16 protein-coding genes are annotated in these 20,717 nt (G+C 36.4%); 4 read left to right on the forward strand and 12 right to left on the reverse strand.

All coding sequences use genetic code 11. The annotated features are described in order from the left end of the window. Positions 1–99: 99 nt before the first annotated feature. The 4 genes from acnA to AC3QLY_RS00940 form a co-directional block, all read right to left on the reverse strand. Positions 100–2,871 (reverse strand): aconitate hydratase AcnA, encoded by a 2,772-nt coding sequence (gene acnA, locus AC3QLY_RS00925; RefSeq protein ID WP_074419490.1) that lies wholly within the window; start codon positions 2,869–2,871, stop codon positions 100–102. 190 nt (positions 2,872–3,061) lie between these two features. Further along, complete coding sequence (locus tag AC3QLY_RS00930) at positions 3,062–3,766, reverse strand: uracil-DNA glycosylase family protein (protein WP_074418464.1); 705 nt, start codon at positions 3,764–3,766, stop codon at positions 3,062–3,064. 97 nt (positions 3,767–3,863) lie between these two features. Next, positions 3,864–4,955, reverse strand: a complete 1,092-nt coding sequence (gene arsB, locus AC3QLY_RS00935; RefSeq protein ID WP_074418463.1) for an ACR3 family arsenite efflux transporter — start codon at positions 4,953–4,955, stop codon at positions 3,864–3,866. A gap of 482 nt (positions 4,956–5,437) precedes the next feature. After that, positions 5,438–6,877 carry a hypothetical protein gene (locus AC3QLY_RS00940; protein WP_074420264.1) on the reverse strand — a complete coding sequence of 480 codons (1,440 nt, stop codon included), beginning with the start codon at positions 6,875–6,877 and terminating at the stop codon, positions 5,438–5,440. A gap of 1,377 nt (positions 6,878–8,254) precedes the next feature. On the opposite strand from AC3QLY_RS00940, the gene AC3QLY_RS00945 reads away from it, so the two are divergent. Next, entirely contained in the window at positions 8,255–9,076 is an 822-nt protein-coding gene (locus AC3QLY_RS00945) for a type IV toxin-antitoxin system AbiEi family antitoxin domain-containing protein (RefSeq protein ID WP_074420586.1), read from the forward strand. Then, positions 9,073–9,876 carry a nucleotidyl transferase AbiEii/AbiGii toxin family protein gene (locus AC3QLY_RS00950; RefSeq protein WP_074421077.1) on the forward strand — a complete coding sequence of 268 codons (804 nt, stop codon included), beginning with the start codon at positions 9,073–9,075 and terminating at the stop codon, positions 9,874–9,876. The genes AC3QLY_RS00945 and AC3QLY_RS00950 overlap by 4 nt, the downstream gene beginning before the upstream one ends. A 155-nt stretch (positions 9,877–10,031) precedes the next feature. Here AC3QLY_RS00950 and AC3QLY_RS00955 read toward each other — a convergent pair whose 3' ends face one another. The 8 genes from AC3QLY_RS00955 to AC3QLY_RS00990 all read right to left on the reverse strand — a co-directional run bounded on the left by AC3QLY_RS00955 (position 10,032) and on the right by AC3QLY_RS00990 (position 16,992). Next, positions 10,032–10,592: an ORF6N domain-containing protein gene (locus tag AC3QLY_RS00955; RefSeq protein ID WP_074421076.1), complete on the reverse strand. Its 561-nt coding sequence runs from the start codon at positions 10,590–10,592 to the stop codon at positions 10,032–10,034. Positions 10,593–10,603: 11 nt separating this feature from the next. Then, a complete protein-coding gene (locus tag AC3QLY_RS00960) occupies positions 10,604–11,746 on the reverse strand; it encodes a site-specific integrase (protein ID WP_074421075.1) in 1,143 nt (380 codons plus the stop codon). Between the two features lie 11 nt (positions 11,747–11,757). Continuing rightward, the gene (locus tag AC3QLY_RS00965; protein ID WP_179855940.1) at positions 11,758–12,045 is read right to left on the reverse strand and encodes a helix-turn-helix transcriptional regulator; all 288 of its coding nucleotides are present in this window, start codon (positions 12,043–12,045) and stop codon (positions 11,758–11,760) included. Between the two features lie 346 nt (positions 12,046–12,391). After that, positions 12,392–13,786 (reverse strand): tRNA uridine-5-carboxymethylaminomethyl(34) synthesis GTPase MnmE, encoded by a 1,395-nt coding sequence (mnmE, locus tag AC3QLY_RS00970; protein ID WP_074421073.1) that lies wholly within the window; start codon positions 13,784–13,786, stop codon positions 12,392–12,394. A gap of 122 nt (positions 13,787–13,908) precedes the next feature. Further along, positions 13,909–14,736, reverse strand: a complete 828-nt coding sequence (locus AC3QLY_RS00975) for an energy transducer TonB (protein ID WP_068243076.1) — start codon at positions 14,734–14,736, stop codon at positions 13,909–13,911. 56 nt (positions 14,737–14,792) lie between these two features. Further along, entirely contained in the window at positions 14,793–15,350 is a 558-nt protein-coding gene (locus tag AC3QLY_RS00980; protein WP_074421072.1) for an ExbD/TolR family protein, read from the reverse strand. A 48-nt stretch (positions 15,351–15,398) separates the two neighbouring features. Beyond that, positions 15,399–16,049: a biopolymer transporter ExbD gene (locus AC3QLY_RS00985; RefSeq protein ID WP_074421071.1), complete on the reverse strand. Its 651-nt coding sequence runs from the start codon at positions 16,047–16,049 to the stop codon at positions 15,399–15,401. Positions 16,050–16,110: 61 nt separating this feature from the next. After that, the gene (locus AC3QLY_RS00990) at positions 16,111–16,992 is read right to left on the reverse strand and encodes a MotA/TolQ/ExbB proton channel family protein (protein WP_068243068.1); all 882 of its coding nucleotides are present in this window, start codon (positions 16,990–16,992) and stop codon (positions 16,111–16,113) included. Positions 16,993–17,317: 325 nt separating this feature from the next. Between AC3QLY_RS00990 and AC3QLY_RS00995 the strand changes: the two genes are divergently transcribed. Then, positions 17,318–19,876 (forward strand): zinc-dependent metalloprotease, encoded by a 2,559-nt coding sequence (locus AC3QLY_RS00995; protein WP_074421070.1) that lies wholly within the window; start codon positions 17,318–17,320, stop codon positions 19,874–19,876. 119 nt (positions 19,877–19,995) lie between these two features. Further along, positions 19,996–20,706, forward strand: a complete 711-nt coding sequence (locus AC3QLY_RS01000) for a peptidase associated/transthyretin-like domain-containing protein (protein WP_074421069.1) — start codon at positions 19,996–19,998, stop codon at positions 20,704–20,706. Positions 20,707–20,717 lie beyond the last annotated feature (11 nt).

Below are 20,717 nucleotides of genomic sequence, written 5' to 3' on the forward strand. Positions count from 1 at the left end.
CTATTGTATTGTTTATAACTTTAATCCAAATTTATACATACCCATCAACATTTGAATTGTTGAAACGAAAAAAGGTAACTACACTAAATAGAAGATCAATTATTGTTTCAAAAACTGCCTTAAAACATATTGAAGAATACCTCCATGCCTGTAATATTCAACTTCAATTTCAGAATCTAATCTGGCCAGTACATTAAATTGAGTAGCAGTACCATCTTCTTTGATTGCCGAAACGGTTAATTGTTTTAGTGGAGTTAAAGATTGATCAATACCCATAATATTAAAAGTTTCTTTCCCAGTTAATCCAATACTTTCGGCGGTGGCTCCATCCAGATATTGTAAAGGCAAAACGCCCATTCCAACTAAATTGCTTCGATGAATGCGTTCATAACTTTCTGCCAGCACTGCTCTAATACCCAATAAAAAAGTACCCTTTGCAGCCCAGTCTCTTGATGAGCCACTACCATATTCCTTTCCTGCCAAAACCAACAAAGGCGTTTGTTGTTCCTTATATTTCATCGCAACATCATATACCAACATTTCTTCTCTTGTGGGCAAATAAACGGAATAGCCACCCTCTCTGTTGGCAATTTTATTTTTTATTCGAACATTGGCAAAAGTTCCACGAACCATTACTTCATCATTTCCTCTGCGTGAACCGTATGAATTAAAATCGGATTTTTGTACTCCTTTGCTTAATAAATACTTTCCTGCAGCAGAAGATTCTGAGAATGATCCCGCAGGTGAAATATGGTCGGTAGTAATACTATCGCCCAACATTAATAATACACGAGCATGTTCAATATTTTGAAATGGTGCAGGCTCATTGGGAAGATCCTTAAAAAAAGGGGCTTCTTTAATATATGTGGAGTCGGTACTCCATTCATATAATTTTTCTTTTGCTACTGGTAGATTTTGCCAAATACTATTTCCCTCAAAAATAGTTTGATAATTTTTTTCAAAATCATTGGGTGATAATACCTGACGCATCACTGTTTGAATTTCTTCATTTGTTGGCCAAATATCTTTTAAATAAACGGGTTCCAGATTTCTGTCGAAACTAATTGGTTCGTTCAGTAAATCAACATCCACTCTGCCGGCCAATGCATATACCACTACCAACATAGGCGACATGAGAAAATTCATTTTTATTTGTGGATGTATTCGCGCTTCAAAATTTCGGTTACCAGATAAAACAGATGCTACCACCAAATCGTTTTGTTCAACTGCTTTTGCAATATGAAAAGGTAACGGTCCTGAGTTGCCGATGCAAGAAGTGCAACCATATCCTACTACATGAAATTGCAAAGCTTCCAAATCGCCCAGCAAATCAGCCTTTTTCAAATAATCTGTTACTACTTTTGAACCCGGTGCCAATGAAGTTTTTACCCAGGGTTTCACATCAATACCCAGGGCTCTTGCTTTACGTGCTACCAAGCCGGCACCAATCATCACATAAGGATTAGAGGTATTGGTACAGGAAGTGATGGCAGCTATTACTACTGCACCATCATTCAGCATAAACTTTTCTTCTCCCAAACTAACCCATACTTTTTTCATACCATTTTCAACCAACACTTCAACTACATTTGTTTCGGCAGATTTTGGTTCATGCATCAGCTGGCTACCACCTTCTGCCTTCCATTTATCAATGAATTGTTCATTGGCTGTGATGTAGGCTCGTCCATAATTCGCTTTTAAAAGTTGAACAAATGTTTTTTTAAAATCTTTTAAAAGTATTTTATCCTGCGGTCGTTTGGGGCCGGATACAGTAGGCTCAACGGTAGACAGATCGAGTGTAATTACATCGGTATATTCTATATGCTCATTGCCTGTTCTCCATAATAAATTGGCCTTACAATAATTTTCTACCAAGGCCAATTGTTCAGGAGAACGATTGCTTTCGCGCATGTATTCAATAGTTTTTGCATCTATTGGAAAGAAAGTTATTGTGCAACCAAACTCAGGAGACATATTTCCAATTGTAGCACGATCGGGCACAGTTAAATGATCCAGCCCATCGCCAAACACTTCAACAAATTTTCCAACAACGCCATATTTTCTTAATAATGCAGCAATGGTTAATACCATATCTGTTGCTGTTGTACCCACGGGAAGCTTTCCGGTTAATTGCAATCCAATTACTTCCGGCATAATAAAATAAACTGGTTGCCCCAATAAAGCAGCTTCCGCTTCAATGCCACCAACACCCCAGGCTAACACTCCAATTCCATTTACCATAGGTGTATGACTATCAGTACCTACTAATGTATCGGGAAAGATTACTCCATCGCGTTCTATTATACCTTTGGATAAATATTCCAAATTCACCTGGTGGCAAATACCCATTCCGGGAGGTACTACACTAAAGTTATTAAATGCATGTTGCGCCCATTTTAAGAAGCGATAGCGTTCTTCATTTCTAACATATTCTTCCTGCATATTTTTATCGTATGCATAAGCAGTTCCAAAATAATCAACCTGTACTGAATGATCTATCACCAAATCAACAGGTATTAAAGGATTTATGATATCGGGATTTTTACCTTTTTCAGCAACGGCTGTCCGTAATGATGCAATATCAACAACGGCAGGAACACCTGTAAAATCCTGCATCAATACTCTTGCCGGTTTAAATGGAATATCTTTATCTGATGCTTGAGGTTTCCAATTTAATATGGTTTCTACATTTTCTTTGGTAACAGCAAAATCGTCAAAATTTCGAAGTGCATTTTCTAATAATATTCTAATTGAGAAAGGCATTTTACTTACAGCATATCCTTTACGTTCTAATTCAGGAAGGCTATAGTATGCAAAACTACCTTTAGCTGTTTGAAGTGTTTTTGTGATGCTTAAAAAATCGTTCTTCATACGGAAAATTTTATGGTGAAGAAATAAAGTATGCAAGCATAATAAGCAAGAACAAATAAAAACTGTGTGAATTTGTACAGCTATGCCACTCAAATGTTATTGCAGTAAAATGGCATATAAATTTACTTCATTTTAATGGAAGGAAGGAAACAATTTATTTTAAAGGGAAGATAAAAATTACCTGAAATACTTAAAATAATAATGTTTCATAGAAAGTTTGTACATACTTTTCAACATACAGTTGTTTTTGTTTTTGCCTGTACTGCATAATAAATCGGGGATGCTCTAACGGTATAATTTTTTGAAAGAAATTGAACTCCTTGTTTAATTGTTGAATGTACTTATAATTTTTACCGCTTCCCAAACAAAAAGCAGTATGGGTATAAATGCCAAAATGAATTTGTTGCTGCAATGATTGAAGTATAAATGGGTTTAATGCTGTTTGCAAATCTTTGTCATCATAATAATTGAAATTCACGAATTTATTTGCACTTGTTTGTTTTGAAAAACCCAGCGGAACAATGGAATTGATATAAAAGTGTTGATAAAATACCTGTGTACCTCCAAAAGCCTGAATCATATCATAAATAAAAACAGAAGAAGGTTCATGTGTTTCTTTACCTTTACAAGGTATACCACATGCAATAGTTAACCGTTTGGTATCAGTAAAAGGAACACCGGTAACTGCAGCACCAAAACGGCCCGGGTTAATACCGATGATAAAAAAACGTTTCTTTCGATCATCGTAAAACTTCTTGTAAAAACTTTTCATTAACTGAATAGCACCCCCATTATTTTGAAAGGGGTTCATTGCAACAATGGTTTTAGGCAAAGGAATATTTAATGATAGTTCTTTGTTAAAACGAATAACGCTATCTGCAAAAGTTTTTTTCATTACCATATTAGCTTCACAGCATTCAAACCAAACAATAAAGTTATTGTTTGAACCCATAGCGAAACCTTAAAATAATGAAAGGAATGAAATTTTATACTTATTCCGGCTCCTGCGCATCAGTAACTTTAGGTGCATACCATTTATCGCGTATCCAGAATGCAACATTTACCAATGTAATTAAAGCTGGCACTTCAACCAGCGGGCCAATTACGCCGGCAAATGCTTCCCCACTATTGATGCCAAATACACCAATTGCTACAGCAATGGCTAATTCAAAATTGTTACCGGCAGCAGTAAAAGCAATAGATGCATTCACCGAATAATCTGCACCCATCTTTTTCCCGATAAAGAAACTCACCAAAAACATAATGGCAAAATAAATAACCAGAGGTAATGCTATACGCAGCACATCATAAGGAATCTGAACAATCAATTCACCCTTTAAACCAAACATCACCACAATGGTAAATAAAAGTGCAATTAAGGTAATAGGTGAAACAAAAGGTATAAACTTATTTTTATACCACTCTTCGCCTTTAGCTTTCAATAAAAAATAGCGGGTTAAAAACCCGGCAACAAAAGGAATTCCTAAATAGATGGCAACACTTTCTGCAATATGTTTAATGGTAATATTGACTGTATTGCCTGAAAATCCAAAAAGAGGTGGTAAAATAGTAATAAAAAAGTAAGCATATACACTATACAACAATACCTGAAAAATACTGTTCAGTGCTACCAATCCAGCTGCATATTCCCTGTTGCCTTCTGCTAATTCATTCCATACTATCACCATCGCAATACAACGAGCCAATCCAATTAAAATGAGCCCTGTCATGTAAGCAGGATAATTGTGCAAAAAAATAATGGCAAGAAAAAACATCAAAAAAGGCCCAATAATCCAATTCAAAAAAAGTGACACACTTAATACCCTTGTATTTTTAAATACCTCTTTTAACTTGTCGTATTTTACTTTGGTAAATGGCGGGTACATCATTAATATTAAACCGATAGCCAACGGAATATTGGTGGTACCTGATGAAAATGAATTTATAAAATTAGCGGATGAAGGAAAAAAATAGCCAATAGATACACCGACTGCCATCGCCAGAAATATCCACAATGTTAAGTATCTGTCTAAAAAACTCAAATGTTTTCTTTCTTGTGCAGGAGCGCAATTATTTGCTGCCATAACTAAACTTTCTTGATTGGAATAAATTTTAGTAATTCAATCGCAATATTACGATATTTTTATGATTTTGCAATTGTTGAAATAAATTATGGAGGTTTACTAAATGAGGGTAAATAATATTATTCGCAAAAAGTAATATATGAATGATAAAATTTTTAAATATGAAATTCAAAATCTGCTAAAATCACATTTACTTTATCACCATTTAAATAAAATAAATTCTACATTGTATTAGCGGGGCATTTCCATTAATCCATTTTATTCCGCTTCCTGGATAATTTGGAGCTTCTCTGTTTCGCTCCATTTTCTGTGTTGTCTGTGCTTATCATACCTTAAATTTAAGGTGCTCTGCTATTAAAAATCCTTATTAGTTTGAAACTTATTTAATAGTACAACACGTTATTCTTTAAATTTTTTAGCAAGCAACAATACCAAACTCATTTATTCGTAGAAAAGGTAGGGATATAAAGCCAGGTTACTGTTTACTCTACAGGGCAATCCAATCTTGTTTTTATTTTTTTAGGAGCCGGTGTAAAATGCAGGGCAATATATCCCCCACCATTTAATTGCTGCATTTTTCCAAATAACCAACCTACATTATGAATACCTATTAGCAATGGCCCTGCTTTTAAAGCAGCGCCTGCCCATAGCTGGCCCTGTGCATTATATTGAACAGGTAAATAAACGCCCCATGTTCTCGTTTCCCACCGGGGTGTTATGGTTACTAAGTTTAATTCCCTTGTTTTAATTTTATTATAGGGTTCTGCAGAATAAAAATTTACATTCAGTTGCCCGTTGATGTAAAAATTATTGTTTAGGTTTTTATCAACCGATATCAATAAGCGGGTAGGTATTGTAATGCTGAACTCAGATGAAAGAGTATCAACCAGGTTCATTGTTTGTAACAAAGAGTCCCTTAATTTTTTTAATGAAGTTGCGTTAAGGAACTGTTGCCGTAAGCGGTCTGCCGTAATATTTGTTTTCGGGATACCTGCATAAAATGAACCGCCGGCTGGATCAAATGTGTTAGCGCCAATATCCATGATGCTTACGCCAATCTTCCAGTTATAATCAGTTTCATACCCTGGTTTTGTTTCGTCAATTTCATCTTTTTTAATTAAATATTCCATGCCTAAACTTAAGCTGAATGCTGTTCGGGTATTTTTTAAAAAAGATTTAATAGCTGCTGCTGTAATAGTATTGGTATCTGCAAGGTCATAATTTTTTGAATATTCGGCTGTGGCAGTTCCCCCGGTTATAATTTGGTAATAATTATTTTGTGCATCAGGATATTCCCGATAGGTTAGTTTATTTAGCTGGCTGAAGGCGCCCGATAAACCCCTCATAATTCCTAATGTAATGCCGCCGGATACCCGGTGCCGGGCATCATCAATCCATACCTGCGAATAATTGATATCGCCTTCTATCCATCCCGCATGTGTTGCAAAGCCACTCAGGTAATCAGTATTGGTATTGGCATGTAAAAAACCGCTAAAAGAGGTAATGCTGTCGTATGTGGTAAATGTACTGGTTTTTACATGGTTGTAGGTTCTGCCCCTTAAACCAAAAGCAATGGCCTTATTCCTGCCAATGGCAAAACGCAGGTTCAGGATATTCATATCAATCGCTGCATTAAAAAAACGGCTTCTTTTTCCTTCAGTTATATTAACGGTTGTGCTATCAAAATTGGATAACGAAAAATGATTGAATGCAATCAATGAATTGGTGGTTGTTCCCTGTAACGAAAATACATTCAGGTCCCATTTCATTGGCGCATTAACTGTACTTGCAGGATTATTATACATACCAAAAACGCCTGCATATTTTGAACCGTTGAGCGCATGGTAATTCTGCGATTGAACAGATTGATGCAATATCAATCCTAAAAAAAGTAATAGTATTTTATACCGTGGGCAATTCATATTGGATGGGTGGCTAAAATAAGTTAAAAACGAATGCCTGCATTTCTTTACCGGATAAGATATGCAGGCATTTATAACACTGGTTATCTCATGGAATAAAACGCTATCTCCTTCCGGGATATTGTTGCAGCGCCACTTCTTCTTGAAATTACTGCAGAACTGTAAAGGGTTATTAAAGAAAACAATGTTACAAGAGTATTTGCCAGGGATGATAAAGGAGGTTTTCACTTTCAGCCCATTTCATTAACTCTGGAGAAAAGTTGGTCTTTTTCGAATGGATTTATTTCTATAAGTGACTATGGAGAGGAGATTCTAAAAATTTGTTGTTGTTAGATAATTATGAAATTGGCAATGTGAATGTAATAGATGGTAGTTTTCATATTACATTAATTTTACATTTTTATTAATTAAAAAAATTCTTATGTTTAAATTGATTTTAAATCATTATTGTCCGACAAAACTTAACTTAAAAGCCGCTGTAATTCTTTGCTTCAAAGGATTACAGGCTAAAAAATGATTGTTTCAAAATTTGGGGTAGTACCCCATTGTTTTATGGAGAAAATGCAAAGGATGCGTTGTACGTTTTTCTCCAGGCTTTATAGGTGTCTTTTATAAATTCCAATAAACCTGCATAGCTCATCAGGTGTAGCCTTATTACTATAATCATATGATAGGACAAGATAATTCCCCTTAAATCGTATTTCTCTTTTACTAATCGCTGTAATCAATTCCGTATTGTTCAGCATACTTTAAAGCATGGTTTTTTATAAGTTGTGAAACCTGGACATTAAGCCCGTAACTTCTTAATATTTCGGCTTTACGCTCCCAGTCGTCATGGGCATCAATATCTGAATAAAGTATTACTGTACGCCCTTGTATACGCTGCATTTATCTTTATCCGTCCATTTACAACCATAGTTTCCGCCTGTGGCAATACATACACTATCGGGGAAATACGGAGCTGTATAAATGAAAGGTTATATTTCTTTTTTATCTCCGTGGCTTGAATCCATTGGTAAAGGAGCTTATTTTGTACAGTTACTTTCCGATACAGAAAGTAACTAACTGGCTGAAACATTTTATTTACAAGGCTTTATGAAAATACAATACTTTCAAGGTACAAATAAGGTACAAAACTTTCAGGAAACTCACTTTTGAGGGGTTAAAGCCTTTTACTTCCGAGTTTGGAAAATTGTAAACTTTCCATCCTTTTATTGTTTATGTTTTCTTGTAGACTTGTTTTAGAAATCTATTTTGTCAGGTTTATCCTGACTGCTTCACAAGACACTATAAACAATAATTTTTTTGACAAATTGAAACAATTAACTCAATTATCTTTCGTATCATTGCAGTCAGGTTTATCCTGACATTGTTACTATGAAGAATAAATACATTTCAACGCAATCCAACGAACTTCTATTCTATTTCAACGGACAGAACAGGAATTGCTTTGACTATTCTTTGGCATACAAAGCCTTGCCCGACTCTAAAGCAAGTGCCGTGAGGGAGTTACTCAGCGACATGACAAAGAGAGGATTATTGATGCGATTGAAAGAAGGCGTTTATTACATCATCCCTTATGAGCAAAATGCAGAAACTTTTATGCCTGACTGGCATTTGATAGCAGAGCATTTAGTGAATGATGCCAAACATTACATTGGCTATTATTCCGCTTTGCAAATACATAACCTCATTACACAGCCGTCATTAAAAGAACAAATCGTTGTATCAAAACAAATACGACCATCGGAAATAAAAATCAAAGAAGTCCCTTTTCAATTTATCTATCACAACGAGAAACATTTTTTTGGTGCAAAAAAAATCTGGGTTGACAGTTTCAATAAGGTGCTTTGTTCTGACTTAGAGAAAACTTTTATTGACTGTTTGTTTAAACCCGATTATGCAGGTGGAATTGTTGAAGTATCAAGGGCAATCTACACTTCAAAAGACAAAATAAAATACGATACACTTCTTGAATACGCCAAGAAATTTGATTCCCAAGCGGTGATAAAACGATTGGGCTTTCTTTTAGAAACATTAGACATAGACACCCATATTATTCAGGAATTACAACAAATGAAAACCGCTTCGTATGTGGTGCTTGATACCGAATTGCCCAAAACAGGAAAGCGAATAAGCCGTTGGAGTATTCAACAAAATTTAGAAACGGAAACTATTAAATCTGCCATTTACACATGATTAAACCCGGAGAAATACAGCAAAAGGCAAATGCGGTTGGTGTGCGTGACCAGCAGATTGAAAAGGATTACATTCTTTCATGGATTCTGTTTGGTATTGCTAAACATGATCAACTATCGAAGGCAATCATTTTCAAAGGAGGTACCGTTTTAAAGAAAGTATATTTTGAAGAGTATCGTTTTTCAGAAGATTTGGATTTTACCCTGTTGAATAACGAAATAAGCAATGATCAGGTTTTCTCCTGGTTTGAGGAAGTATTTGAATTCATAAAAGAGGAAGCAAATATTCCCCTCGAAATCATTGACAATAATGAACACGTAGATGGAGGCATCAACTTTTACATCAGCTACATAGGTCCACTTGGTGGCCAAGGCCAAAACAAAAAAGTCAAAGTAGATATTTCTCGCAGTGAGCAATTGGTGTTTGAACCTGTAATACAGAATGTTATAATTAGCTATTCCGACATGGAAGAACACAAACTTTTATGTTATAGTTTGGAAGAAGTGTTAGTTGAAAAAATGCGATCGGTAATGCAGCGAATGCAAGCGAGAGATTTTTACGACATCTGGTATCTCTTGGAAAAACATGAAATGGATGCAGATTTTTGTGTAAGTGAATTTGAAGCCAAATGCAAAAGCAAGGATTTACAGCACACAGATTTTCCGAAAAAATTGGAAGAAAGATTACCTCAATATAAAGGCAGGTGGAAAAGCTCCATGAGCGAACAAATAAAAGACCTGCCCGACTTTGACCAAGTGGAAAGAGAAGTGCAACGACACCTTAAAAAATTGAAATTTTAGTAATGAACAGTCACGAAATAGAACAGAATAAGTAGCAACTCCAATTGGTTATTTTTTAGTTGATTTTGCAATTCAGTCAAAGCAAAACCGACATCATAATGAATAAGTGAAAGAATTTTTGAATTTGCCATTTGTCTTTTATTCTTTAAGTTTTATTATTTTTTAAAGCCTATCCTTTCCCTATCCTCCCACTTTCTTTGTGCTGCTTTATCATCTAACAGGTTTTCTATGCTGTCATAAATTTGGCTTAGTTGTACATCGTGTTCGGCAATTTGTTCCTTTATCAAACGCAACTGCTCTTTTATATCTGTTTGCTGTAATAGCACCCTTCGCACTTCTACAAAAGCCCGCATAATGGCAATATTCATGTTTATTGCCCGGTCGCTGTTTAATACACCGCTTAACATAGCAACTCCCTGTTCGGTAAAGGCATAGGGTAAATACCTTGTACCGCCCCTGCCTTTTGAGGTTTCATTTTGCAACCTCAAAGGGTGCTGTTGTTTCTCTAAGGTTTCAATTTGAAACCTCAAACTTTCCCATTCCTGTTGGGTAAGCTGAAACATAAAATCTTGTGGAAAACGCTTAATATTACGCTTTACAGCAAGGTTTAAGGCTTTAGTTTCGGTTTCATAAAGGGCTGCTAAATCCCTGTCTAACATTACCCTTTCGCCTCGTATTTCGTAAATCCTGTTTTGTATGGTTTGTATTATTTGCATATTGTAAGTTTTTAGAAGTCCAATTTTATTTTGTCGGCTGCTTCACGTTTTGTTTGGTCTATAATCTTTGCGTAAATCTGTGTAGTTTTCAGTTCACGGTGTCCCAGCATTTTTGAAACGGTGTAAATATCTGTTCCCTTTGATAGTTGCAAGGTGGCAAACGTATGCCTGAAACAATGAAAGGTTATATCCTTTGTTATTCCTGCTGCTCCAATCCATTGGTACAGGTGTTTGTTTTCGTATGCTGAATAGGTAAGCCCTTCAAATACTTTGCGGGTGGGTTCTTTGGGTTCACCCAGTAAGCTGTAAGCTTGTTTTGAAATAGGTAATACCTCAACCCCTTTTGTTTTTTGTTGGGTGAACTGAATTGAATAACCATTTTCTACGCTGTGGTATATTTCGCCCCAAACCAGCTTTTGAATATCCGAAAACCTCAACCCGGTAAGGGCTGAAAACAGGGCTGCACATTTCAATAAAGGGTTATTACATTCCGTTTTTACAAGACTGTTCAGTTCCTCAATGGTCAAAAAATTCCTTCGGGTTTCTGCTTGTTTTATGGGTTCAATTTTTGCGTTCAGGTCGGTGGTTAAATACCCGTCTTTATAAGCTTGTTTCAGGGTTGCTTTTAGTTTATTGAAATAGGAAACGGCTGAATTTTGGGCAAGGGTTGTTTTGCTGCTCTTATTGCTTTTGGTAGTGAGTAAATACTCTTTGAACTCATTGCAAAACTTTTCGTTGAGGTCGACAAACTTCAAATTTCCCTTTGTGAATGTTTCAAGGTAACTATATGCTGAAACCCAGTTATCGTGGTTACTGGCTTTGCGTTTGTCGGCAAGGCTTTTAAAATAGGCAACAAAGTTCTGTTCGCCCCGTTCCTTAATTCTTTTCTGTTCCAGTTCGTACCCCGTGTAAATTTCGGGTTTGTTCAAATGGTTTTCCCGTTTCTGCCTTATCTGTTCAGCAAGCTGTAAGGTTTCTTTATTGCCTTGCTTATCAATAGGATTCTTTGCCTTGTCAAAAAGGTACAGCCCTAAAAATTCCCTTCGGGTTGGTTCACCTGTTTCGGGGTGTGGTATGGCTGGGTAAAAATCTAAATACAGGCTTTGCCTGTTCCCTGAAATTTTCTTTTCTCTTAACTTAACTTTTATTGCCATTGTCTTTTATATTAATCAAACAGTTTATCAATAGTAGAACGCTTAAACATTGTTTTCTTTTTATGCAGATTGAATGTTTTAACCTTGCCGCTTTTTATTAATGAATAAATTGTTGGTCTACTGCAACCAAACAAAAAAGCAACTTCCCTAACACTTAAAAACTCCTTATCTTTTACCGCTGCTACTTTTAAAGCCGGAATAATCGGTTTAAAATTTTTGGTATGTATGATTTCACTTTCAGCCTTCCCTTTTATTTCCTGCCGTTTCTTTAATTTATAATGTGCAGCATTACATTTCATAGAACAGTATTTTGTTGTAATTCGCTGTGCTTCAAACATATTTCCGCAATTGGTACACTGCTTTAAAATTTTGAAATTGCTACTACTCATTTTACCTGCTTTTTAATTAATAGTGTATTGTTTTATAAAAAAGTGTATAAAAGTGTAAAGTTATTTTACCTTTTGAGGTACAAAAAAAGCCGAAAAATCGGTTTTTGTACATCAAGGTACAACTAAGGTACAAATATTTGATAAATAAACAAATAACAAAGAAAAAAAACGTATATTAATAAACATTAAAAAAGCCCTTATTTACAGGGATTTATGTTGATTTTTATAGGTTTTGTGTTTGGTTGTTTTGTGTGGGTTACTTTCCGATACAGAATTTTCCAAAAATAGTTCTAAGAATATCTCTATCGGTTTCAATTTTACCGGTAATCACTCCAAGAAAGTGCAAACAACGCCGTATATCCAATGCCAATAAATCGCCGGGAATATTTTGTTCTAATCCCTGTTTTACTTCGTGTAACGCGTTGGCCAATTCCTGTAAAGCTGCGAAATGACGGGCATTGGTAACAATGGTGTGCTCAAAATCTAATGAACCACCCGTTGCCATATTAAAAAGTAATGTTTTTAAATTTTCTATTCCGTTTTGTTGCAGTGCAGAAATATAGTGTATGTTTTGAATTGGAATATTTGAAAATTTTTGCTGTAATAATTGAACATTGGTAGTTGATACATCGCACTTATTACCAACGGCAATGCATTGATGTTTTAAAAGATTCCATTGGTCTATTTGAATCAGGACTTCATTAACGGGATCATTCACGTCAAAAATAAATAAAACAATATCGGCCTGTTCTATAGCCTTTCTGCTACGTGCTATACCGATGGCTTCAATTTCATCGGTAGTATGCTGGCGTATACCGGCCGTATCAATTAATTTAAACAAAACACCCTGAATATTTAAAGTTTCCTCTACCGTATCACGGGTTGTGCCAGCAATGGCGCTTACAATAGCTCGCTCTTCATTTAAAAGCACATTTAACAATGTACTTTTGCCGGCATTGGGCTTACCCACAATGGCAACTTTTACACCATTTTTAATCACATTTCCAAGGGTAAATGAACGCAATAACTGTTGGGTTTTTGTACTAAGTTGATTCAGCAAATCAATTAATGCACTTCTATCGGCAAAAGCTACATCTTCCTGACTAAAATCTAACTCCAATTCAATTAATGCGCTGAAATGAATGAGTTGCTGCCGCATATCATCTAATACATGCCTGAAGCCTCCTTTTAAGTTATGCAATGCTGCTTTGTGCGCCGCCGCCGCATTACTGGCAATCAAATCAGCTACGGCTTCTGCCTGCGTTAGGTCCATTTTCCCATTTAAGAAGGCACGTTGTGTGAACTCCCCCGGCATGGCAGGAGTAGCACCATTTTTTACACACAATTGTATAACAGACTCTAAAATAAAAGAAGAACCATGGCAACTAATTTCAACAATATCTTCTCCTGTATAACTTTTAGGCCCTTTAAAAAGGGTGATTAATACCTTATCAATAGTATTGACTCCATCTGTAATTTCTCCAAAATGAGCGGTATACCCTTGTTGTAGTGATAAATCTTTGCCGTTAAAAATTTTATTCGCTATAGCAATTGCATTCGTTCCACTTAATCGGATAATGCCAATTGCACCAGACCCTGGCGGTGTAGCCAAAGCTACAATGGTAGTATTATAATTCAACTGATGTTGCATACAATGTTAATGAAGATGGGATACAAATTAAATCATTATAAAATTATCAGTGCCGGAGAATAAAAAAACCTGCAAATTTTCATCTGCAGGTTTTTTAAAAAATTAAATTGAGGTATATTTATTTATTCATCTGCCACTACAAAAGTGATACTTTGACGTTGGCGATAAATTACATTTCTACCATTTTGAACAGCAGGTTTCCAGTTAGGGCTTTTTTTCAATACACGAATGGCTTCTTCTTTTGTACCATAACCGGGATCGTTTTCAGCTTTAATATCGCTTAATGCGCCGGTTTTATCTACAATAAAACTTACAACAACAGTGTATTTACCGGGAGGCGCCCCATTATCAACAGGTACACTACTGTTTAAATTACGTTCCAGATATTTTTGCCATGCAGCCAATCCACCGGGAAATTCGGCCTGAATTTGTACTACGGTAAAAATTTTGTCGTAATCTTCCTGTTGTTTGGGTGCTTCCACCACACCGGTACCTTTGTTTTCAACAACAGGGGCTACAATTCCCATATCTTTTGCACCTTCCTGATTAATGGTTCCAATTTTAGTGTCTTCTAATTTTGCAACTTCCGGAGGTGGTTCTTTCACCTGCTCATCTTTTACAATTTTAGGAGGGGTAAATTTGGTAATTTCCACTTTGGGTGGTTCCACTTTGGGTGGTGGTGGTGGTGGAGGTGGAGGTGGTTCCTTGGGTTTGTCGGTAACATTTGCCAGGGAAACATCCTGCACCAGTATTTGTGTTTTAGCCTTTTTGGTTGAATTTCCTAACACCGTAAGCAGTAAGAACAGCGCAGTAAAAGCAAGCATAAAAATTACACCGGTAATGATTCGCTTGTTATAGGTTTTGCGCAATTCGTATGCCCCATATTCTTTGTTTCTACCATCGAATATGATGTCGAGGAAATCGGCATTCATTACTTGTTTTGCGTCCATGATAATAAACTTTAAAATGAGATGCGGTTTCTAATTATTTTCACACCTTGTCTGAATTAATTTCCGGTTGCGGCAGCAGTCTGCGATTTTTGAACCAACTGCTCTTCTACCGGTGATATATCCACCAACGCATACCTTTTAATGACATTAATAGACATTTCATCCAATGCATCTACAACGTTTTTATAAGTACACTGTGGTGATGGTTTAATCACGACCATTAAATCTTTTTCAGGTGTGCTTGCTTTTTTTCTTAAAATTTCTGCTCTAATACCCTCATCACCATTACTATAGTTAGCCGATTTAAAATTAGTTCCATTGGGGGCCAATTCACCTTCATAATAAAAAACGGTATTATCGCCGCCTAATAAAATGGTGAGCGCACCTGACTCTTTAATTTTATTTTGCTCATCGGGCTTATCTGCATCTTTTGGTAAAAAGAGCTTCATGGCCGTTGGCTGGCTCATGGTAGTGGTAAAGATGAAGAAGGTAATTAATAGAAACCCTAAGTCAACCATTGGCGTTAAGTCTACACGAGTAGACATTTTTTTACCTTTCTTGACGCCCGGGCCTTTCTTATGCCCCCCGCCCGAGGAGGTATCCATTTCTGCCATAACAGGATAATTTTAGAGTGAACAAAATTGGGTTAAACTATATAGGTTTTATTCTTCGGTTCTTTGTCCTTTCTGTGCCAATTTCCATAATTCACTTCCGGTTGGAACTGCTTCGGGATTGGTTACCATTTCAAATTTTAACTGATCTGTTTTTTTAAAGGCATTAATCACACCCTCTATTGAAGGATATTTCGATTTATTATCGCCTTTCAACAACAGGTTCATTTTTTTACCCTGGTAAGCATCTACTGCATAACGCATCCAATCTATCATTTCATTGGCCCCTTTTGTAGTATCCACCGGAATACCGGGAAGTGCATTGGCTTTGCGATCTGCTTCAGGCAAAGCTAAAAATGCTTTTAACTGACTGAAAGGAACACCGATGAACTGTGCATTTACAAAAGCATTTACATCAATTCCCAAATTCTTGGTATTGTTGATGGCATTGGCAATGTATTTTTTGGCATCCGGATCTTCTACTGAAAAAAATACTTTACCGTCTCTGTCTACACTTACCAATACAACATCTTTGGATGGTGCAACTTTAGAAGCAACCGACTTAGGTGTTACAATTTCAATAGCTTCAGGTGGTTTAAATTTTGTTGCCAATATGAAGAAAGTCAGCAACAAAAATGCCACATCGCACATAGCAGTCATGTCTACATTCGTGCTTTTTCGTGGTAACTTTGGTCTTGCCATTTTACTGATTTTACATTAATTCACTAATGAGATTCCGATTTCCAATTTTTCCACAAACTTATTATTTATAGTTTGCAGCAAAACTTTGTGTTAATGTAAAGCCAGACTCGTCAATACCATAAGTAATACCATCAATTTTAGTGGTGAAGATATTGTAGAAAATGATGGCAATGGCTGAAGTACCGATACCCAAAGCGGTATTGAACAAGGCTTCAGAAATACCCACAGATAATTCACGGGCAGCATCACCACCGGCACCTTCTTCACCAAGAGAAGAGAACGCTTTAATCATACCTAATACCGTACCTAACAGACCTAACAAAGTTGCTACAGAAGCAATGGTTGATAGGAATACTAAGTTTTTTTCCAACATAGGTAATTCCAAAGCAGTTGCTTCTTCAATTTCCTTTTGAATATTCAGAATTTTTTGTTCAGTATCCAATTCTGTATTGGTAATCATTTCTTTGTACCTGCGTAAGCCGGCTTTCATAACATTACCAACAGAACCTTGTTGTTTATCGCATTCTGCTAGTGCTTTATCAACATCTTTATTGGCTAAGTGAAATTGTACTTTACGAATAAATTCCTGAATGCTGCCTTTTCCGGTTGATTTGGTAACAGTTAAAAATCTTTCAACCACAAAAGTTAATACAGTTAAAAAAGTTCCGATTAATAAAGGCACGATAATACCGCCTTCATACATTTTTGCAATAGGAACGGTTGATTTTGGTCCTTTATGACCAGGCCAAAACCAATGGCTTGGATCAGTATCAGGAAGAGAAAAATGATCTGGTGCGCCCAGATAAAAACGCCAAAAAGAATATCCTACAATAACACAAATTACAGGCGCAATCCATGAAATAGAATTACCTTTTCTTTTAGGGTGTTGTGCTGTTGCCGGTTTAGCAGCAGAAGCTGAAGCTGTGGGTTTAATGTCCGCCATGGTTCAATTGTTTTTTGGTTTTTAAATTACAGTGTTAAAAAGATTTTACAATTCTACTGAAAATTATTTTGAAAAAACAAAACAATGTTTCAAATTTTTTTAGAGGCCTGTAAAATAGTTATTTTCATTAATGCTGCAAATTAGTTTTTCAATAAGTGCCATTATTTTTTTTAAAGAATTAACCAAAATCTGCTTCAATGGGTTTGTTTTATAAAATTAAACCTGAAAAAGCCGTTTTTAAACCACTCATCAAAAATTATAAAAAACACCTTTTTTTTCAAGCCCTCTTGTTATCTTCATTCATTAAAATTTTAAATAACACTATATGAAGAAAACGTTATCTTTTACCTTGCTTATTTTAACCGGAACCTGGCTATGTGCGCAGCAAAGGCCTGATACATCACGATTTCCAATACTGAATGGGCGAACAGCCGGAGCAGCTGCCGCAGCAAAACCAGCTACTGGTCCAAAGCCTTATAAAGAAGTAATTACCAACAAGGCCGTAACACAAAAAGGTTTATTTACGGTTCATAAAGTTGAGGATAAATATTATTTCGAAATTCCGGATTCAATTTTAGGACATGAAATTTTAGCTGTAACCCGTTACAGCAAAACACCCGGTGGCGGCAGAAATTATGGCGGTGAATTGGTGAACCAACAAACCATTGAATTTGCAAAAGGCCCTGAAAACAAAGTATTTCTAAAAGTCATTACCTTAATTAATTATGCAGATTCCACCAATGAAATTTCAAAAGCAGTAGCCAATTCTAACTTAAACCCCATTGCAGCTGCATTTCCTATTGCTGCTTATGGCAAAGATTCTGCCTCGTCTGTAATTGATGTAACTGATTTCTTTAAAGGAGATAACCAAGCAGTAAACCTTACTCCTGCTATTAAACGCAGACTTAGCCTGTCTATGCTGGCATCTGACCGTTCCTATATTGAAAGTATACACACTTACCCCATCAATATAGAAATCAGAACAGTAAAAACATACAATTCTACACCCAGCCCTGCCGGTGGATTTGGCGCCCCATCCCCATCACCCATACCACAAAGTGAACCACTACCTGCTGCCATGGATGCGGGTGCCGTTACACTTGAATTAAACACTTCAATGCTGTTATTACCCAAAACACCTATGCATAAAAGGCTGTTTGACCCCAGAGTAGGCTTTTTTGCAGATGATTACACCATTTACAGTGATAACCAACAAAAAGTAGATAATCAGGTTTTTGCAGTACGTTGGAGACTGGAACCCAAATCTGAGGACATAGATAAATACAAACGTGGTGAACTGGTAGAACCTGCCAAACAAATTGTATACTATATTGATCCTGCTACACCTAAACAATGGCGTCCTTATTTAATTGCAGGCGTAAACGACTGGCAAAAAGCTTTTGAAAAAGCCGGTTTTAAAAATGCCATCGTAGCAAAGGAATGGCCTGAAAACGACAGTACCATGAGTTTAGAAGATGCCCGTTATTCTGTTATACGGTATTTTGCTTCTGATATTGAAAACGCATACGGCCCCAATGTACACGACCCTCGCAGCGGTGAGATTTTGGAAAGCCATATTGGATGGTATCATAATGTTATGAAATTAGTGCACGATTGGTACATGATTCAAACAGCTGCCGTTGATCCGAAAGCCAGAAAAATGAAATTTGATGATTCGTTGATGGGCCAGTTAATTCGCTTCGTTTCTTCACACGAAGTGGGCCACACCCTTGGCTTGCGCCACAACATGGGCAGCAGCAGCAAAACACCGGTTGAATTACTGCGTAACAAAGCCTGGATAGAAGCCAACGGACATACTGCCTCTATTATGGATTATGCTCGTTTTAACTATGTTGCACAACCGGAAGATAATATCAGCGAAGCCGGACTATTCCCAAGAATTGGGGATTACGATAAATGGGCCATTCAATGGGGTTATACCTACACTGGTATTAACGATCCCAAAAAAGATGAATTGGTTACCAACCAATGGGCAATCGACAGTCTTAAAAACCCCAGATTATGGTTTGGCGGCGAAGGAAGAAATGTTGACCCCAGAGCACAAACTGAAGACTTGGGCGACGATGCAGTTAAAGCCAGCAGTTACGGTATTATGAACCTGAAAAGAATTATTGTACAATTGCCGGTTTGGACCAAAGAAGAAGCCGATAAATACCAGAATTTAAGCGATATATACCAACAATTAGTGGGTCAGTTTGCCCGATATATGGGCCATGTAACCAAAAATGTGGGTGGCATAGAAGAAACCTTTAAAAGTGTAGAACAAAAAGGCGATGTGTATACTCCCACATCAAAAGAAAAACAAAAAGCAGCAGTTGCCTTTTTAAATACACAACTCTTCCAAACGCCTAACTGGTTGTTAGATAAGGATATTTTAAATAAGATAGCTTACCCAACCGCTAATGAAGCCATTCAAAACCTGCAAATCAGTATATTGAACAGTTTATTAGATGCCGCACGCTTGTATCGTTTAGAAACCAGCAGGAACCGATTTGGCACCAGCACTTATGGTTTGGATGAAATGATGGATGATGTTCAAAAAGGTATTTGGAGTGAATTAAGCACCCAAAAACCAATTGATGCCTATCGCAGAAATTTGCAAAAAGCCTATGTAAGTAAACTGATTGATTTAATAGACCCTGCTAAATCAAATTCTGCCAGCTTAACAGCAACAGCCAGAGGCTTCAATCTTTCTATTATTAATACCGCTAATACAGATGTACCTTCTGTAGCAAGAGGCGAATTGAAAAGTTTATTAGCAGCCATCAATGCAGCAATTCCTGCCACAAGAGATAAAATGAGTAAATATCATTTACAGGATGTTGCAGAAAGAATCAAAAAAGCGTTAGAGCCTAAGGCTTAAACATAGCGCTTTAAAACAATAAAAAGAGCTGCCATTTAACCGGTAGCTCTTTTTATTTTCAACCAATTCATATAAATGCAACCAACTGCAATAACTTTGTGTAGCTACAAATAAACAATATGAAAAAATTTGGATTGTGTTTTAAGATTTTTTGTTTAATAACCCACTTTGCCACAGCGCAAAATTTTTCAGCAGTTATTAAAGACAGTATGACCAAAGAGCCGGTTTATTTTGCCAGTATTACCAATTTAAATAATAAAAAAACAGTTATCTCTAACGAGAAAGGATTGTTTTCAATTGCCGCAAAACCTGGCGATATTATATCCATTGCTTCTATCAGCTATACATTTGATACGCTTCAAATCAATATAAAATTATTACAGCAAGCCGGATACGTTATTTACCTGCATCCTCTTTCTAAAATGTTAGATGAAGTAACTGTCAGATCGCATAAAAGCTACTCTGCATATCAATTAGACAGTTTGCACAGAAGAAGAGATTTTTTTGCTACTACCAACGATTATACTTTACCAACAGTATCTAACGGCAATTCGGGTGTTGGTATGGGTATTAATATTGACCATTTTTTTGGGCCGGATAAACGAAAACGTGAAACCATTCAACTCTTTAACCAAATGGAGCAGGAACATTATATTAATTACCGATTTAATCCAACTTTCTTAAAACAATATGTAACACTACCAACAGACTCGCTGCTGTTGTTTATGGAAACATACAGGCCAACTTATAAATGGCTCAGGCAGCACCCGCACCGGGAAGATTTAATTTATTATATTAATGATAAATTAAAATTATTTCTAAAAAAGTAACGCAAAAGCTT

It is taken from the genome of Hydrotalea sp. GW822-HT8A01 (assembly GCF_058798575.1).

Bases quoted from the DNA above. Each gene is read 5' to 3' on its own strand.
- acnA (WP_074419490.1), bottom strand. From the start codon at position 2,871: ATGAAGAACGATTTTTTAAGCATCACAAAAACACTTCAAACAGCTAAA.
- AC3QLY_RS00955 (WP_074421076.1), bottom strand. From the start codon at position 10,592: ATGCAAATAATACAAACCATACAAAACAGGATTTACGAAATACGAGGC.
- AC3QLY_RS00930 (WP_074418464.1), bottom strand. From the start codon at position 3,766: ATGAAAAAAACTTTTGCAGATAGCGTTATTCGTTTTAACAAAGAACTA.
- AC3QLY_RS00985 (WP_074421071.1), bottom strand. From the start codon at position 16,049: ATGGCAAGACCAAAGTTACCACGAAAAAGCACGAATGTAGACATGACT.
- mnmE (WP_074421073.1), bottom strand. From the start codon at position 13,786: ATGCAACATCAGTTGAATTATAATACTACCATTGTAGCTTTGGCTACA.
- AC3QLY_RS00950 (WP_074421077.1), top strand. From the start codon at position 9,073: ATGATTAAACCCGGAGAAATACAGCAAAAGGCAAATGCGGTTGGTGTG.
- arsB (WP_074418463.1), bottom strand. From the start codon at position 4,955: ATGGCAGCAAATAATTGCGCTCCTGCACAAGAAAGAAAACATTTGAGT.
- AC3QLY_RS00960 (WP_074421075.1), bottom strand. From the start codon at position 11,746: ATGGCAATAAAAGTTAAGTTAAGAGAAAAGAAAATTTCAGGGAACAGG.
- AC3QLY_RS00995 (WP_074421070.1), top strand. From the start codon at position 17,318: ATGAAGAAAACGTTATCTTTTACCTTGCTTATTTTAACCGGAACCTGG.
- AC3QLY_RS01000 (WP_074421069.1), top strand. From the start codon at position 19,996: ATGAAAAAATTTGGATTGTGTTTTAAGATTTTTTGTTTAATAACCCAC.
- AC3QLY_RS00940 (WP_074420264.1), bottom strand. From the start codon at position 6,877: ATGAATTGCCCACGGTATAAAATACTATTACTTTTTTTAGGATTGATA.
- AC3QLY_RS00965 (WP_179855940.1), bottom strand. From the start codon at position 12,045: ATGAAATGTAATGCTGCACATTATAAATTAAAGAAACGGCAGGAAATA.
- AC3QLY_RS00975 (WP_068243076.1), bottom strand. From the start codon at position 14,736: ATGGACGCAAAACAAGTAATGAATGCCGATTTCCTCGACATCATATTC.
- AC3QLY_RS00980 (WP_074421072.1), bottom strand. From the start codon at position 15,350: ATGGCAGAAATGGATACCTCCTCGGGCGGGGGGCATAAGAAAGGCCCG.
- AC3QLY_RS00990 (WP_068243068.1), bottom strand. From the start codon at position 16,992: ATGGCGGACATTAAACCCACAGCTTCAGCTTCTGCTGCTAAACCGGCA.
- AC3QLY_RS00945 (WP_074420586.1), top strand. From the start codon at position 8,255: ATGAAGAATAAATACATTTCAACGCAATCCAACGAACTTCTATTCTAT.